Raw genomic sequence first — 15,645 nt, 5'->3', positions numbered from 1 at the left:
ACTTTCTATTTTCCATATAAAAACTAATATGTAAATTATAGCACTGAAATTTAATCAGTGCTACAACAATGATTAGAATTCATCATAACTTTCTAATTCTGTTAAAAAGTTTTACAATCTCCCACCAACCTGTTGAGATAACCCCTAAACCGAGAGCTTCCGTAAACGTTTTTAGTCCTAGGGAAGAAGTTTTAAATAACGATTGTAAAACAGGCATATATATAATACTGATTAAAACTAGAACCGTCATTATATTTATTAAAATTCTTGATTTATTTCGATTATCCATTAGTACCTCAATAATTGATTTAGTATTAGAACTGTTAACTAAAACTAATATAATATTGCCTACTATCAATGTTGTAAGTGAAAAACTTCTTGCAAATTCTACAGTAACTCCGTTATCCACTAAGTAGTGGAAAGGTAAAAATGCAGCTAAAAACATAGTAGTCCCCTGCATTAGCACTTTCTTAACCATTTCTTGTGTCAATAAAGGTTCTTTTGTAGATCTAGGTGGTTGATTCATAATATAAGACTCTGCAGGCTCTATTTCAAAAATTATTGAGCAAGTTGGATCTATAATTAATTCTAAAAGCATTATGTGCATTGGAAGTAAAATTTGGGGTAGTTCAAAAATAGGTGAAAAAAGAGCAAGTGTTATAATAGGAATGTGAATTATAAATATATATATCATCGCTTTTCTTATATTATCAAATATTCTCCTGCCATCTCTAACTGAGTCTACGATTGTAGTAAAGTTATCATCAAGCAAAATCATATCAGCAGCCTCTTTTGCTACTTCCGTTCCTCTTCCTCCCATAGCGATTCCAATATCAGCTTTTTTTAACGCAGGAGCATCGTTTACTCCATCACCCGTCATTGCAACTATTTCACCGTTATACCTAAGTGCGTTGACAATCCTCATCTTATGCTCTGGAATGACTCTTGAAAATATATTGCACTCTTTCACTACTCTCATTAGCTCAACATCAGTCATTCGATCAATCTCTTCTCCGGTTACTGAAATATTTGAAAACTTCAATCCAATGTTTTCACCGATAGCCACTGCAGTTTTATAGTAATCACCAGTTATCATTACAACTCTAATACCAGCTGTATTGCAACTTTTTATTGCTTCTTGAACCCCTTCTCTTGGTGAGTCTTGAAGACCGTAAATTCCTTTAAAACTTAAAGAATATTCATCTAATTTTCCAAATAGCTTTTCGCTAGTTCCATCAGCTAATGCTATTACTCGAAGTCCTTTAGTGGCAAAAAAATCTACTTTCAGCTTAATTTCCTCTAAAGTTTCTTTATTACACTTGCAAAGCTTAATTATGGACTCTGGAGAGCCTTTAGCTGATATATAATACCTATCATCCATAATATAAACATTTGCCATTATCTTAGTATTAGAATTGAAATCAAACTTTTTACATATTTCAAGATTTTCTAATTCATAAACTGACATATTTTTCTTTGCAACTTCAATAATAGCTTTTTCAAGTGGATCCGTTGAATCTTTTTGACAGGCTAATAAACTAACCATTGAAAACTCTTTGCTTAGAGAATTAGTATCATTGTGTGATTTTTTATCATAAAAGACCTTACTTACTTTCATCTTATTTTCAGTAATTGTCCCCGTTTTGTCTACACAAAGAACAGTAGTAGAACCTAAGGTTTCCACTGCTGAGATTTTTCTCATGATTACATTTTTTTTAGCAAGTCTAAATGCACCCATTGAAAGAAAAACAGCTAGTACTACAGGAAATTCCTCTGGGATTATTGCCATAGCTAGAGTTATTCCTGACAATATGCTATTAATAAAATTTTGAGTACTCATATAAGATATAAATATTACTGCAATACATAACACGGCTCCAATAGCTGCTAATATTTTTACAAGACCCCCAACTTTCTTTTGTAATGGAGTATCTTCTTCCCTAGCTTCATATATGGATTTACCTATTTTTCCATACTCTGTACTTGCTCCGATTTTCTTAACAATAGCAGTGCATGTTCCTGAAATTGCTAATGTCCCTGCATAAAGCATATATTCTTTCCAATAATCATCTATTCCATCACACTTCTTCTTACATTGTTTATATGCTGGTTCTGATTCACCTGTTAAAATAGCTTCATCTACATAAAAATTAGATGCTTCAACTACTTCACAATCAGCAGGAATTCTTTCTCCTTGTGATATATAAATAATATCATTTGGGACCAATTCTGAACTTTTAATCTTAATTTTCTTTGCGTCTCTAAGAACGTGTATCTCAGGAGATACTAAGTTTTTTAAAGCATTCATTGTCCTATCCGCCTTCCATTGTTGGAAAAAGGTTATAGAACAAACGAATAGGACAAATATAAGCATAACAATGCCTTCTTGAAACTCTCCAAGCATAAAATATATAATTGTTGTGCATAAAAGCAATAAAAGCATTGGCTCTTTAAATACGTCTAGAATTTTTTTTAAAATTGTAGTATTTTCTTTTTTAAACAACTCATTTAAGCCATATTTTTGTTTATAACGCATTACTTCTTCATTACTTAAGCCTTCTTTTATCCGTTCCATCAGTACCTCTATTATCAATTAATATAATGTATTCTATGCTTAAACGCTATAAGTGTGCATATTTTCCCTATACACTCATTATCAATTGATAAGCACTATTGTTTTCCTTTATGTATCCATATTGGAAGCTAAAATTACGATTTAATCGTTAAGTATAAAAGATCAGTTCCAGCAACTTGTCCATCTTCACCTAAATCCTGCCAACCTATATTTTGCACACACGCCTGATACTTTACGTATAACCATGCTGAAGTATCATGTAATTAAATTTTTATGCCATCATATTCGTTTAAACACCAATCTCTTCATCAACTTCTCTTTCTAATTTACCAAAAGATAGTTCTTTATTTTTTGCCCCCAAGGTAACGTAGCCTTTAGCAAGATCTTCAGTTGTATTCTCTAGAAGTTTCATAAACTGTGTATACGCAAAGTTAAGTTTAGGATCCTGCATATCTTTTCCGAAAACTCCATAAATAAGTTCCTCAATCATTTGATCCATTCCCCATAGTTTAATATGCAAAAGTTCGTGTATGACTAACTCTTCCAAATTTGTATACTTTGGATTAAAATTATTTATTAAAAGTATAGCTTTTTTATCTTCTGAATTTATCTTTACATCTCCTGACTTTCTCCAATCTTTTTCAACAAACTGATATTGAATATCCCAATCTCTTAATCTTAAAACATTTTGCCATTCACTTAATAATTCCTTTAAATTATCTTCATTAAACTTCATACTATTTCCACCTCTTTTTAGATTGATTCTAACCATCATTTATTGATTTTATATAAAATAGGTTTTAATAGAATCTATAAAAATATTTTAACATAATTTATATAAAATGGAAAATGAGCATAATTGTACATTAACATATTAATACTTATTTCATTAAATATTTCATTCTCAATATACACTCTCTTTAAGTATAACGAATTTTCTTAAGTGGAATAATAAAGCTGTTACATTTACAAGCCGTACAGATGGTTCTTTAGATTTCATATGAATTGATAATGTAACTCATGGATATAAAGCTTTTGATACAAAACTGAAGATTATATTAATGTTATTTTAAAACCTTAAATTGTTATCTAATTAAGGAGGTTACTCTATGAAAGAACGATTTATTACGCCTCACGAAAGTTTACAATTACATGAACTATTAACACTAAAAAATCTTTGTTTAACAAAAGCGTTTACTAAGTCACCTTTAGTAGAAGATAATGAATTAAAATCACTTAAGAAGGAAAGCGTTTCGGCTGAACAAATTCAGATTGGAGAATTACGAGCATATTTGGAACAGTCTTATGTAGCTAAGTACAATCAATAAGGAAATTATATAAATGATAAAATGTTGTACTATTCTAGTTATAAGTATAGGGTTCATGTTACAAACACTTCTACAACTATTTTTTATGTTATTTATTATGAAATAGATGTATATCAGGTATTTTACAGGAACCCTATAGTATTTTTTAGATTGTTAGTGAGTCTTCAAAGGATCATAATTTATTACTACATCGAACACTAATGTTCCATCATTTTTTATATCATTGATGTTTATTTTTATATTATTGGAATAATCAGCAACTAACTTATCGTAAACAACATATTGGCACTTATAATTATTTTCATCATATTGATATAAGTATAGTTTCCTTGTTCCAGCATATCCTTTATTATATATTGCAGTTATTGTAGTTGCTCCACTCTTTACTTTTTTTATTTTAACATCTGGCTTTGTATATCCTTCCATTGTAAAATAGATATCATTTATTTGCTTCCCTGTCTTATTTGAAACATAGATGTTAGGCCATGACTGCATTATCATTGCTCCAGAAAATCCTGACATATTAAATCCTCCTCTTATTCTTTTTACAAATACAGATACCATAGCGCTTTGCTTATTATTAGTTACATTACTTTAAATTGTCACAATATTAATGAGTTCTTATATTGTCATAATCTAAGGTTACACTAAAGTGTAAAGAGCCTGTCTTATCTACACTTGAAATTAACACGCGTATATTATTACAATAGCCAGCAGTAATTTGATCATATATTATATACTGATGTTTCACGTTATTTTTGTCATAATGATATAAATATAATGCCTTTGTTCCAGAATATCCCCTGTTATATATGCTTGTGGTCTTTGTTTCTCCACTTTTTATTCTTTTAATTTTAGGATCCTTAGCTTTATACTCATCTAGAGTAATAAATATATTTTCTAGATCTTGATCGGTTTTATTTACTACGAAAATTGTTGGTAATACTTGTGGTATAACAAACATTTTTCTCACTCTCCCATAACTTTATTTTACATAAATTTGCATAACTTATAAATATATGATACTCTCCATTAAACTTAAAGTAAACTATAGAACACTATTTTCAACCTTAAGAAAAACTTAATTTTATATACCCTTCCAAAAAGTAAGGACAGGTAGTTTTGCTTTACTACCTGCCCTTACTTTTGCTTTTTATTTAGGCGCTGTTAAAGCACCGTGTTGAAACCATCTGAAAAAATCATTTAATTCTAACAGCTCGTTCATATAGCATCTCCCGCATAACCACTTAATTTCAACAATATTCTTAAATATAGCCTTTATTTAATATCAAAAACTAATACACTAACAGAGTTTGCTGGTAAATCTAATATTATGCTGTTATTGATTAGCTCTACTTCTGACTCAACTGGAATAACCTTTTCATCATTCTTCTTATTTACATTAGGAAGATTGACAATATCTTCTTCTCCTGTTAACACAATTACTTTAGCTTTATAAGTTAAACATATGTCTTTAACATCTATATTTATTTTTTTCTGATAGTTGTCCGCGTTTACAAGCTTAATATAAACATGTTTAGAATCTCTTGTTACTGAATTATATATTTGATTATTATAAGCTTCAAGTTTGTAATCTAAAACTTTACTAAAATTCGCTCCGTCAGTGTATGAACAAATTAAATTACTACCAGTAACCCCACCATAATTTACAGTAATAGTATATGCTATACCATTCCTGATTTCCTCGTATGATGCAGCTCTTAAATTTCCAGCAGCTGTACTTGATGAATAATCACCTAAAGTATAGCCTTCAATCCCATCTTTAAAAACCTTAACACCAGTAGCATTTCCACCATAAGCTATTGCATATTCTAATACATTTTTATTTTCAATCGTAATATCTGTTAATCCCGCTCCAACATAAAATCCATCAATACCTTGAATCTTGGAAGCTACGACTTCTAGTTTATAGTTCTTCCAGTTATCGTTCATTATATATAAACCATTAAGTCCTGATGGTTGAGCTTTAAGAATTAGTCCTTTTGTTGAATCAATTGTATAGCCTGCTGATCCTGGAATCATGCTCCAAATATCATTTAATTCCTTGGTGAAGTCCTGTTCAAAGATTATTTTCCCGCTTTCATTACAAACAACCTTTACACTTTTCACAGCAATATCCGCATTTCCGGTAGCAATTTCGATACCTCCATGTGGAATCAGTTCTTTCTTCTCACCTTTTTGATAACTAGAGAAAGATGTTTTTAATGTCTTCTTCCCTATATATTTAGCAAACAATTGTTGTACATAATAGTTTGGTGTGTGCCATACTGTTTCATCATCAAACCAAATACAGTCTGGTGTCCACCTATAAACATTATCAGTTAATACTTTGTTGAACAGCGGTGCTGTTGCCGCAAGTCTTACTACATCCGAATTGTTTTCAAAGCCAGTCATCACTGCTGCTTCAGCTATTGCTCCTGCTAAGGTATTCTTATCTGTTGAAGCATATTCTCCAACAAATACCTTCGAGGTTTCCTTTTCATTTAAGCTTCCATCCGCATTGTAAGCTCTATAATAATAATTATATCTATCAACATTATTTAAAAGATACTGATTTGAACGATAGTAATGTTCATCTGCTATTGTCTCCATATAATGACTTTGTTTCTTATACCAAGAAACTTCTTCTTCAGTACTTATCCTTCCGTCAGTAAAGCTCACCTTTGCAGTTCCTGTTAAATTACCGCTTAAGAACTTCCATCCATTTTGATATGCATCATCATCTGCTTGAGCTCCGACAGTTGAAATAACATATAACACATAACCAGGATAATTCTTTTCCATATATTCATCGATGGCTGCCTTAAATATTTCAAAACTAGCAAAGAATTCAGAACCCCAGTTTTCATTACCTACTCCTAAATAGTGAAGATCGAAAGCTGCTTCATGTCCAATCTTTTTACGAAGTTTTGCCCATTTATTGTTTTCAAAATCAGTGCTTATTGCAAAGTCTATAAGGTCAGTAAAGTTATTTATATATCTATCTCTAAGTGCACCTCCTGCTGGGTTAGCATAGTCTGAACGAGCTTGACATAAAACTCCACAAGCCATTACAGGAAGTGGTGTTGCATTTAAATCTTCAGCTAATTGGAAGTATTCCATATAGCCAAGCCCCATAGTCATACCATATCCCCATACATTAAAGTTTTCCTTACGTAACTCCACATCATCTACAGAGTCCTTCCAATCATAAACATTGTCCCATATAAATGATCCTTCAGAAATACATCCTCCTGGAAAACGTAAGAAAGTTGGATGAAGTTCTACCAAGGCCTCAACTAAATCTCTTCTTAATCTATAATTTTGATTACCAGTATAGTTAGCGTGAGCAGTGTTTGAGGTTTCTTCTTCAGATACTCCCCATACAGCTTCTGGAATTAAAGATACCATATCAATTGATACCTCACCTTCAAACCTTAAAACAAGCTGACCAAGTACTGACTTAGAACCAGTTAATACAACTTTATTTTCTACACCATACTTTTTCCAAGTATTATTTCCTTCTACCTTAACTATTGCAACATCACTAATTGAATTATTATCACTATCTTTTAATTCAAGTGTTATGGTAGACTCTTTTTCTGCCTTTGCCCAAATTGTAAAGTCATATTTTGCATCTTCTTTTATGAACATTGAGCAATAATTATTAGTATCGGAGAAACCTCTGTTAGATATAGTTGTTCCGTTATCAACTGTTATATAGTAAGAGTTAATTTCTTTATCTTCTATTTTAAAGAAATCATTTAATCCACCTTCATTTTTAACTGTAACTTTATCCAAATCCCCATACCAAGCTTCTAAAGGATTATTATTTCTTCCTGTAGAAACTGCGTTTTCTCCTGACTCTATGGAATATGTATCAAAAGAAAAAGCTTCAAAGGAACGATTTCTTACGAGTTCTGCATAAATTCCACCATCTGCAGCATTATTTATATCTTCATAAAATAGTCCATATAAAGTTTCACTTATATCAACAACTTCCTTACCTCCATCAATTGCTAGTGTATATTGTGGGAACTCTTTAGGAAGAACAGATATTTCAAAAGACCTTTCTGTGGAATAATTCCCCTTTTGCAACTCTGCAGTAATTGTTACTCCTTGTGGCGTTTCTACAACCTTTACTACACCTTCATCAGTTATAAGATCTGTATTACTTGATTTCCAGTAAACATTTACTTTTCCACCCATCAAATCTGTAGGTAATGTTACATCCTTAGATAAAACAGATGCTGGAAATGATAAATACTTGTCTTTTGCTAAATTTACAACCCCTTCATCAGTTAGAGCTTCACACATAACCTCAAGTACTTCATCTTCATTTAAGGCTGCTCGATAAACACGAAAATCTGTAAGTGCCCCACAGAAATCAACATCCACCTCATGCTGAGATTTGCCTATGCTGTTACTGCTATAATTTTCCTCATTATTAAAGGTTTCAAACCATTCTCTAAGTTTTGCATAAGTTCCGCTAGAGGTTTGACTTATTAATCCGTTTGCAACTATCTTGCCATTTACATATATCATTGGTCCCGCATTACTTAAAGTTCCTCCTTCTGTACCCGAAATTGTATATGCAACATGGATCCATTCTCCAACTGGATAAGTTTGTCCAGCATCAGCCACAATATCAGCTCCGGCATTTAATACTCCACGTAAATTACGAGTTAAAAATAAATATGGTCCTTCTGGTCCTTTACCGAAATCAAAAATTCTCTCCCAAACACTCAAACCTCTATCTAAATACACCCATGTTGATATTGTCAACCCAGTGTTATCATTTACACCTTTAAGTAAATTTGAAGGTAGCTTTATATAGGAGGTTTTATGGTTTCCTCCCGCAAACTTCACTGCAATTTTACCATCAACTATATTTATAGTTGGCTTAACATCACCTAATACTTCTCCATGATTTTCATTATCTGAACTATCTTTGCCTACGTGGTTTAAATCATCAAATTTATAATGCGCAATTATATTATCACTATAATTAACCTGATCATTATACTGTCTCATATAATATCCCCTTTCATACTGTTTTAAACAATTAATGATTTATGTTTATATAAATCATTTTACCTTATTATAAAATAGTATGTCAATTTATAATTTTATAACTAATTGATTAATATTCAACAACATTGATTGCGAATCCGCCTTAAGTACTCAATGAATCTCAATTCAACACTTGTATCAGATGGTGTTTCTAGTTTTATAGAAGTTAAATTACAAGCATTTTTCACTGTCTATAATTACATTTAATTGAGATTATAATAAAACAAATAGTTTATCTTCAATACAATATTAAATTAAAGTAACGCTGTATTATTACATTATAAAAAATAAATTGAAACAAAAAAGGTAGTTCAAATCGAACTACCTTTTCATTATCTATCAACGACTTATTTTGTTCACCTATGCTGCATTTAATTCTTGAGCATCATCATCATTGTCTTTGCTCTTAAACATATTAAGTATTAGCCTTAAAGCATAGCCACCACCTAAGAAAGCAAGCATAAATGTTAGAAGTATAATTATGTCTTTATGTAGGACTGCAGTATTTACACCACCAATAATCATTCTAAGTGTATTTATTGCGTACGTCATAGGGAAGATTTGTCCAACAACTCTATAGAAAGTAGGAGCTGTCTCTATTGGGAAAGTTCCACCTGAAGATGATAATTGTAAAAGGAATATAATGAACATAATTGGTGTTCCTATTACCCCAATTGCATAAGATACTCCATACATTACACTAAAGAACACAATTGCAATAAAAATATTACTTACATAGAAACTTGTTATGCTTGTAGCATCAATGTTTAACCCTTTAACTAAAGCAAAGCTTAAAATCAAGGCTTGTAAAGTTGCCATTGCTGCACCAAACGCAAATTTACCACCAAAGCTCTTGATAAACTTATTCTCAGTGACATTAAGTTTCTTTGCTATTGATAATACAAGGTTTATGAACATTGAGCCTAACCATAAAGATAGACATACAAAGTATGGTGCAAGTCCTTCTCCATAATACTTAATAGCATTTATTGAATTATCTTTAAGGGTAACTGGTTCTGATACAAACTTAGACATATTATCGGAGTTAAACTTCAAATTTTCATTCATTTTATCAAAACCACTATTTAGTCCATCTTTAAGTTTAGCAGCTCCATCATTAGCATCATTTAATCCATTCTTTAGCGTTACTGAACCACTGCTTAACTTATTAAGTCCATCTGTTAACTCTCCTGTTTTTACTACAGCTGTATTTAATCCATTTTTTAAACTAGTAGTTCCTGAGCTTGCAGATTGTAATCCATCTCTTAAAGAAGTAGACCCAGTACTCAATTGATTCAATCCATTAGAAAGTTCTCCAGTTTTTTCAGTTGCTGTATTTAAACCTGCTTGTAAAGCAGTGCTTCCAGTTTGAATTGCCTTTGCTCCAGCTATAAGCTGATCTACACCAACTGCTGCCTTATTTTGAGTTTCTGATAGGCCACCTACTAATTGATTTATACCAGAATAAAGATTCTTAGAACCGTCACTTAACTGCTGTAAAGTGTTAGGTAGCGGTTTTACTGCTTCTGCTAAACCTGAAAGATGCCCACCTAAGTTATTATTTTGATTAACAGTATTTAAATTTTGGATAGTTCCGATTATCAAGGCTAGCTTCTGCTTATCACCATCAGCTAAAGTTGAATTATTAATATCATCTAAAAGGCTTTGATCAATCTTGCTGTTTGCATTGCTAATAGCACCACTTTCTAAATTAACTCCATCAGCTAATGCTTTAACATTGTCATAAGTTAAATCTTTTGCTCCAGCTTTTAATGCAGCAGTCCCATCACTAAGAGCCTTAGCACCACCAACTAGTTTAGGTATTTGATCATTACTAGCTGTTAAGCTTTGTTTTAATGTGTTAAGTCCATCAACTAAGCTTCCAGAACCATTTGAAACCTGAGCCTCTCCATTAGCAAGTGTATTTAATCCTGCCTTTAAATCGCTTGATCCATTTGAAGCTTGATTAAGACCACTTGATAATGCATTGGTTCCATCTAATAATTGCTTAGTTCCATTTTCAAGAGTTGTAGCTCCATTACTCGCTTGTACTAAACCATCTTTTAATTGTCCTGATCCACTTGCAGCAGTTTCAAGCCCATCAGCTAAAGTTTTACTACCATCTAAAAGCTTCAGAGTTCCATCTTGTAACTCTGAAGCACCATCACCAGCATCTTTGATAGAAACCTTAACGTCATACAAACTGTCAACTAAGGCTTTAGATATCTCTTTTTGAATACTTGAACTTACTTCAGTCTTAATACTTTCTGCAACCTTTTCAGATATTTGAGAAAATACAAAGTTTCTTCCTTTATTTCCTTCATAAATTACCTCAGGAGTATTAAATGTTCCATCCTGTGAAGCAGCAATTTTTTGAGAAAAATCTTCAGGTATTTCTATCATCGCATAATAGTCAGTACCTTTTACACCCTTTTGTGCCTCTTCATAGCTCACAAACTTCCAAGCTACTTTATCATTTGTTTTTAGATTTTTCTCCAGTTCTTTTCCTACTGCATACTCCTTGCCATCCTTAGTAACTGACTTATCCATATTTACAAAGGCTACAGGTACATTATCAAGTCTACCATATGGATCCCAGAAAGCTCCAAGGTAAATAGAAGAATAAAGCATTGGTATGAACATTACTGCTGCTAATGCTACGCTTAAAATGATAATTAATGTTTTTTTACTGCTTGTCTTACTTTTTCCGTTCATTCTTTTACCTCCCTTAATTTGTATAACAATTTTTCTTATCATGTAAGATAAGTTTTTTAACATGGAGGTTTAAATGGATAATATATTTTACGTTTATTCGTTTAATCAATTGAACCAATGATGCAAAAAAATTTATCTAAAATGACAAGTGCCCTCTATATAGTTCATAAGTTGCTTAATTTTTTCTATTGGGCTTTTTAAAGTAAGAAAATAAAAATTTTCTGTACCTACTTTTTTTATTCCTACAAAACCTGCTTGTTTTAGTATCTTTAGATGATGTGATATTGCAGGTCTAGAAAGTGGAATTCCTTCAGTAATCTTATTTACATTAAGTCCAGCTTCTTCTTCTGCTAAAAGCATAATTATATTTTGTCTATTTTCATCTGCTAAAACGTTAAAAAAAGGAATACATTGCCTAAATGTATCTATTATTAGTTCCTTATTTGGCTTATTATCCATATTAACCTCCAATCGTTTATTGGTTTAACCTCTTAAACATATTATTATAATAAAACTTTATAATTTCATTGTCAATATGTGTCGAAGAATGTATACAATTACATAAAAATCTTATTTTTTATTTTGAATTATATAGTTTTACTAACTAAATTTACCTTATAATTCTTTGCCTAATCTAAATAGAACCGGATTGATAACCACTTAATTTCAACACAATACTTTGACTTTTAAGCTCAAAGGCATTTACAATAATTATTGCTGCAAATGCCTTTATTTAATCATATAAACTGGATTTAATGTATAATATCTAATGAATAAAAATATTATACATTAATTAATAATATATCCTCAAAGTACTGAGTTATTGCTTTTTTATTATTTCCTAGATTTATTTTTACTCCGTTTATATATATCATTAAATGTTCTGTAAAATAAATATTTACATCATACTTCAGATTTCTTTTTTCATATTCCCTAGACATAAATTTATTCACATAAAGCTCAATATCTTTTATAGATGCAATAGCCTTTGCTTGTTTTTTACTTTTTAATTCATCTAATAATGTATTTTTAACTTCCTTCATTATTTTGTAAAGATTCATTTGTTTCCATCTTATTGTTCTAATTTTCAAATCTTTAAAAATTTCTTCTTGTTCTTTTCTTACTATAGGAACCCCATGCAACTGTTTTTCAAGCTTCCTAATTGTTGAGTTATTTCTATCAAACTTGCTCATAATAAAAAGGGCTCCATAATCATATTCTGTTCTAATAATTCTTCCATAAATCTGTTTAAGATCAATAGATACAATAGGAAAATTAACATTCGCATAAGATTGCCAATAATCTTTTCCTTTTTCAAGGCCCTTTTCTACTAAGGATTTGTATAACGGTTCCTTGCTATTAATATTTGGTACCTTATCCAAGATTACAGTAGTCATAGTATCCCCTGGAATATCTATCCCTTCAAAAAAGCCTTTAGATCCTAAAAGTATGAACCTTTTATCTCTCAATTTAAGCTTTTCTATATCTTTTTTTCCTTCTACAATTCTTACACCAACATTTTTAAGTTCCAATGCCGCGGATGATTTAAAAGCTTGCAATCTTTTTTTACTTGTAAAGAGAATAATTATGTTCCCCTCAATATTATTTAAGAGCTCTAACACAAAGTTTTTCATATCTTCTGAGAAAGCTCCAATATCGTTTGGATCCAGGTTTTCAAAACTATATATTGAACTTCTTCCTTTATAATCAAAAACCGGATCTATTGGAGGTACCTCCACTATTTCTTTGTTTTGGGCTTTAGCTATGCTAATTCCTAAATTATTTTTCAAATTATTGTATCCATTATCTGTACTTAATGTAGCAGAAATAAACAAACAACTTTTAGTTCCATTTAGCACTTTTTCATAAAAATCACTTGATACATCTAAAGGAATGCTTGATATCTTCCACCATTTAAGATTTTTTTCAACTTCAAAATAAAAACAGTAATCATTTTTACTTTGTTCAATTACATTTTCAATTAACTTAATATATCCCCCTAAAACTTCAACCTTTTCAATCATTATCTTAAGTCGTTTATCTTTTTCTAAAGCTGTTATTTCTTTTAAAACATTAACAGCCTTATCTATATTTAAATTTAAGTCCGCAATATCTTCTTTTAAATATTGTAAACAGCTTATAATTCGTGCCATATTAGGATTATTTTTATTAAAGTGTTCTTTTATATTATAATCTCTATTTATTAAGTTAGAATTTATATAACTATCAAAAGCTAATCTTACGTTGTCTAGCTGCTCCAAACAGTGATTTATTCCAATTTGTATATTTTTTAAAGGCAGATTTTTATTTTTTGCTCTTAAAGATAGGTAATATATGAATCCATTTTTTCCTTCCTCATCGTATATCTCTGTTAAAAATTTATGTAATTCATATGATATAAGCGTCTCCTCAAAAGCCTCATATGCCTCCTGTACAAGGTTATGTGCTTCATCAATTACGATATTTTCAAGTGGCGCTATGCTCTGATATGGCCACTTAACTAACAAGGAATGATTCACTACTATTAATTGAGCTTCTTTTAATGCTTCCACTTTTGATGCATAATAACACATATCTCTATATTTACAGCTGTCTACATCACAAAGCTCAGAATCACAAAAACACTGTTCTAGTAAATCATTCAAATTAAATTTCTCTTTTATTAGGTAATTAATTTCTTCAATGTCACCAAAGCCTTTTTCTGTGATTAATCTCTTTAAATATACATATCCAATAAGATTTTTCATATCTTTTGGATACTCTATTTCTTCAAACCTATCATAACATAAATAATTGCCTTTCCCTTTTATCAAGGTATAGTTAATATCATTCTTCAAATTCAATGCTTCTAAAAGGTTTGGAATATCTTTCTCAACTAATTGATTCTGAAGTCCTTTTGTATTTGTAGAAATAATAACTTTTTCCTCTTTTAAATGTGTGTAAATAGAAGCAGGTAGTAAATATGCCATACTTTTACCCAACCCAGTAGGAGCTTCCATTATAGTAAATTTATTTCCTTCTAAACCTTCTTTAATAAACTTAGAGGCATCTCTTTGCTGTGGCCTAAGCTTATAGTCACTTCTGTTTCTTTTCCACACATCTTCATTTTCAAAAAGCTTTTCATAGTCCTTCAAAGCAAAGATAGTATAAGCTTTTTGATTTTCCACCTTAGCTTGTGGAGGTATATTGGAAATAAAATCTTTAACATCATCCATATTTATATTTGTTATATATTTATACCAATCCCACGATTCTAATTCTGTGATACTCATTGGAATTGTGAAACCATTATCAAAATAGAAGTTACTTATTGCATAGTTTACAACCTCTATAGTGTCTTCTGAATCGCTTAGTGCTCTATGCTGCTCTACTCTACTATTAGGTAAAAGCTTTTTTATTAAATATTGAAGATTAAATTCATGAAACTCAGGAAAAAGAACAGCAATAAGTTCCAGTGAATCTAAAAAACTATTTTCCACTTTTAAAAAACTCTTTTCAAAAGCTGCATTATGACATATAATCGGAAAATCCTCAATAAATTCAACTAAATTTATCATTACTACATCTATTTGTGGCGCATTATCTAAAGCTTCTTGATTTATTCCAGTGCACAAATCAATAATATTTAGTGGAACTTCAATTTTGGGATTCACTAAACTGCTAAACTTAGTAACGATACTATCTTTTATTTTAACTGCACCAATTTCTATTATTCTATCTTCAAGTGGATTGAGTCCAGTTGTCTCAATATCCAAAAATACTACATTATTTAATATACTAAAGGGGTACATACTCTCTCCTCGATTTTCATTAGTAAATTCTAAAAAAGTCGCTGAAGCGATTTTCTTCAGTGAGCTTTTTTGCGCATCTGCCTTTCCGAATGTATATGAGGAAAATCTGGCAGGCGACACATTTTTTCTTTTTTTTATTCTTTAATTTATATTATGTTTTAGT

The 15,645-nt window shown here is 30.7% G+C and carries 10 protein-coding genes; 1 reads left to right on the top strand and 9 read right to left on the bottom strand.

Features of this window, described 5'->3' with window-relative positions:
• Positions 1-82: 82 nt before the first annotated feature.
• The 3 genes from J3477_RS00120 to J3477_RS00110 all read right to left on the bottom strand — a co-directional run bounded on the left by J3477_RS00120 (position 83) and on the right by J3477_RS00110 (position 3,311).
• Entirely contained in the window at positions 83-2,575 is a 2,493-nt protein-coding gene (locus J3477_RS00120) for a cation-translocating P-type ATPase (RefSeq protein ID WP_206867541.1), read from the bottom strand.
• Positions 2,576-2,709: 134 nt separating this feature from the next.
• A complete protein-coding gene (locus J3477_RS26355; protein WP_206869589.1) occupies positions 2,710-2,793 on the bottom strand; it encodes a hypothetical protein in 84 nt (27 codons plus the stop codon).
• Positions 2,794-2,864: 71 nt separating this feature from the next.
• Entirely contained in the window at positions 2,865-3,311 is a 447-nt protein-coding gene (locus tag J3477_RS00110) for a hypothetical protein (RefSeq protein WP_206867540.1), read from the bottom strand.
• Positions 3,312-3,684: 373 nt separating this feature from the next.
• On the opposite strand from J3477_RS00110, the gene J3477_RS00105 reads away from it, so the two are divergent.
• Positions 3,685-3,903 carry a spore coat protein gene (locus J3477_RS00105; protein ID WP_206867539.1) on the top strand — a complete coding sequence of 73 codons (219 nt, stop codon included), beginning with the start codon at positions 3,685-3,687 and terminating at the stop codon, positions 3,901-3,903.
• A 153-nt stretch (positions 3,904-4,056) separates the two neighbouring features.
• Here J3477_RS00105 and J3477_RS00100 read toward each other — a convergent pair whose 3' ends face one another.
• From J3477_RS00100 to J3477_RS00075, 6 genes are all read right to left on the bottom strand, one after another.
• Positions 4,057-4,425: a hypothetical protein gene (locus tag J3477_RS00100; protein WP_206867538.1), complete on the bottom strand. Its 369-nt coding sequence runs from the start codon at positions 4,423-4,425 to the stop codon at positions 4,057-4,059.
• Positions 4,426-4,513: 88 nt separating this feature from the next.
• Positions 4,514-4,867: a hypothetical protein gene (locus J3477_RS00095; RefSeq protein WP_206867537.1), complete on the bottom strand. Its 354-nt coding sequence runs from the start codon at positions 4,865-4,867 to the stop codon at positions 4,514-4,516.
• Positions 4,868-5,181: 314 nt separating this feature from the next.
• Positions 5,182-8,937, bottom strand: a complete 3,756-nt coding sequence (locus tag J3477_RS00090) for an alpha-L-arabinofuranosidase family protein (RefSeq protein ID WP_206867536.1) — start codon at positions 8,935-8,937, stop codon at positions 5,182-5,184.
• Between the two features lie 399 nt (positions 8,938-9,336).
• Positions 9,337-11,691, bottom strand: a complete 2,355-nt coding sequence (locus J3477_RS00085; protein ID WP_206867535.1) for a YhgE/Pip domain-containing protein — start codon at positions 11,689-11,691, stop codon at positions 9,337-9,339.
• 132 nt (positions 11,692-11,823) lie between these two features.
• The gene (locus tag J3477_RS00080) at positions 11,824-12,150 is read right to left on the bottom strand and encodes an ArsR/SmtB family transcription factor (RefSeq protein WP_206867534.1); all 327 of its coding nucleotides are present in this window, start codon (positions 12,148-12,150) and stop codon (positions 11,824-11,826) included.
• Between the two features lie 323 nt (positions 12,151-12,473).
• Complete coding sequence (locus tag J3477_RS00075) at positions 12,474-15,482, bottom strand: exonuclease domain-containing protein (protein WP_206867533.1); 3,009 nt, start codon at positions 15,480-15,482, stop codon at positions 12,474-12,476.
• Between the last annotated feature and the right edge of the window lie 163 nt (positions 15,483-15,645).

The organism is Clostridium zeae, assembly GCF_017312485.1.
Taxonomy (GTDB): domain Bacteria; phylum Bacillota; class Clostridia; order Clostridiales; family Clostridiaceae; genus Clostridium_AR; species Clostridium_AR zeae.
Note: the sequence above shows the minus strand (reverse complement) of the source record. Positions and strands in the feature narration are given on the sequence as shown.